The sequence below is a fragment of the Treponema sp. R80B11-R83G3 genome, assembly GCF_054786115.1.
The window spans coordinates 1-1,884 of the sequence record NZ_BDHF01000176.1 but is presented as its reverse complement, the minus strand read 5'-3'; the positions used below and the strand labels follow the sequence as shown (position 1 = coordinate 1,884).

1 protein-coding gene is annotated in these 1,884 nt (G+C 38.9%); it reads right to left on the bottom strand.

Translation table 11 applies throughout. From position 1 onward, the window contains the following. Positions 1–538 precede the first annotated feature (538 nt). Positions 539–1,884, bottom strand: a 1,346-nt coding sequence (locus ACYVRH_RS12225) for a tetratricopeptide repeat protein (RefSeq protein WP_461257181.1), incomplete at its 5' end; no start/stop codon positions are given.

Below are 1,884 nucleotides of genomic sequence, written 5' to 3'. Positions count from 1 at the left end.
ATACTAAAAGGTCTATTCATACAAAAAATCTCCTTAATAAATTTCGCAATATAGCGCATTACCTAAACTAATACTCGATAAATCATAAGAAACTACAATAACTTAGTGGGATTATCATCATATGATATTAGTCATTTGTAATTTTGTCAATATATATCGAATGACCCGAAGATGAGTTGTCAGAGTTCATCAAATCCTACACCGAAAAAGCCGCCTGTGCCGCTTCCTAGTGTTCTGTAAAATACATATTACAAAATACCTATTTGGCAAATATATGAAAATATGAAGAAAAAGATAGTAAATCATTCATTTTTACCATAATTACTTGCACTTATGCTTTTAAATAATAAAATTAAAAATGCAACATTCTGTTGTCTGTCTTTTACGGAACACTAAGCAAGTTGTCCGTTCTCTTGAGGAACTTCGTAAACAGTATATAGATTAACAGTGTGCGGTAAGAAATAAAAAACGGCTCTCATTAAAGAGAACCGTTTTTTAAATAAAGATATAATAGGCGATTATATCTTTAGCCTCTCTTTTATTTCTTTAACGCCGCAGTTTTCGCGTCCAGCGCATTAAGAATCGCCTGAAGCCTGTCTTTTTCTATTAAGTCGATAAGGCGGGCTTCCGTGTACCTTTTGGCTTCTTCCGAGAACTGGCCGACAGTGATGCAAACTCCTTTGCCGGCTTTTACTTCTTTTAAATGAGAATTAAAATCTCTGACAATTAGTTCTCCTATGGAACCTTGAGTTCTGATAAAGCGGAACATTATTACATCCGACCATTTTGTCGTATCAATTTCGGCGAGAATATCAGCCCATTCGGTTTTGTTTACCGCGATATTTAAAATTTTAACTTTTGCCTTGTTGTAATAAGTCATGACAATTCTTCTGCAAAGGGCGATGAAGTCCGCTGATGAGCCCATAAGGAACGCCTGCAAGTTGCGGTTGGCGTTTAGCTCGATATATTTGCCTAACAGGGCGGTTACGTCCTTGTATGAAGGATTATCGCGTTGTATTTGTTTTAAGTACGGAATCGCCTTGCCAATATCATTCATCTTGATCAGCGTTGTGGCAAGCCTGTAACGCAGTTCAGTTAAAGTCTCGGGTTTGATATTGGCATGCCTTAAACCGATTTCAAAATCTTGAATTGCCAATTCGTACTGTCTCGTATCCAGATGTATGTTTCCCGCGGCGAGACAGCAGGTCGGCCCCATATTGGGGTCTGCGCGCAAGTGGTTATAAATGCGGAGAGCCTGCTCAATCTGATTGGCTTCATGATAACATTCCGCCAGAGTATAAAGCGATTCCTTGTCATCCGGCGCAAGGTCTATTGCCTTGCGGATAAAGGTCATCGCCTCTTTAGGTTTTTTTATCCTGAAAAGAGAATGTCCTAAAGTGCGCAAAACGGCTGGGTTATCCGGGTCCTGAATACGCGCCTGCTGTAAAAGTTGAATTGCTTTTTCATAATTTTTTCTTTCAAACTCAAGGGAACCTAATTCAAAATTTACTTCAAAATTATCCATCCTGAAGGTTCTTGCCGTAGAAAAGCCTTTGTAGGCCTGTTCCAGCATATTGAGTTTTTTCGCCGTAAGACCGTACCGTAGGAAAACTTCAAAATTATCGATGCCTTTTATGTTTTTATTTAAAGTTATTTGTTCTGTCAGGTTTTCATATACCGGCATTGCTTTTTCCCAGTTTTCCTCGTCAAAATAAGCGGTGGCTAACATAAATAGGGCTTCCGGGTCATTTGGGTTTTGCGCAAGCCGTTTGTTTGCTTCCTTGATCATATACTCGTGATCTTTGGATGATTTTCCTCCACCAAATGAAAGACCGCGAGTGCCATTCATTACAACTAAAATGATGGCTGCAACAAGAATAAGAG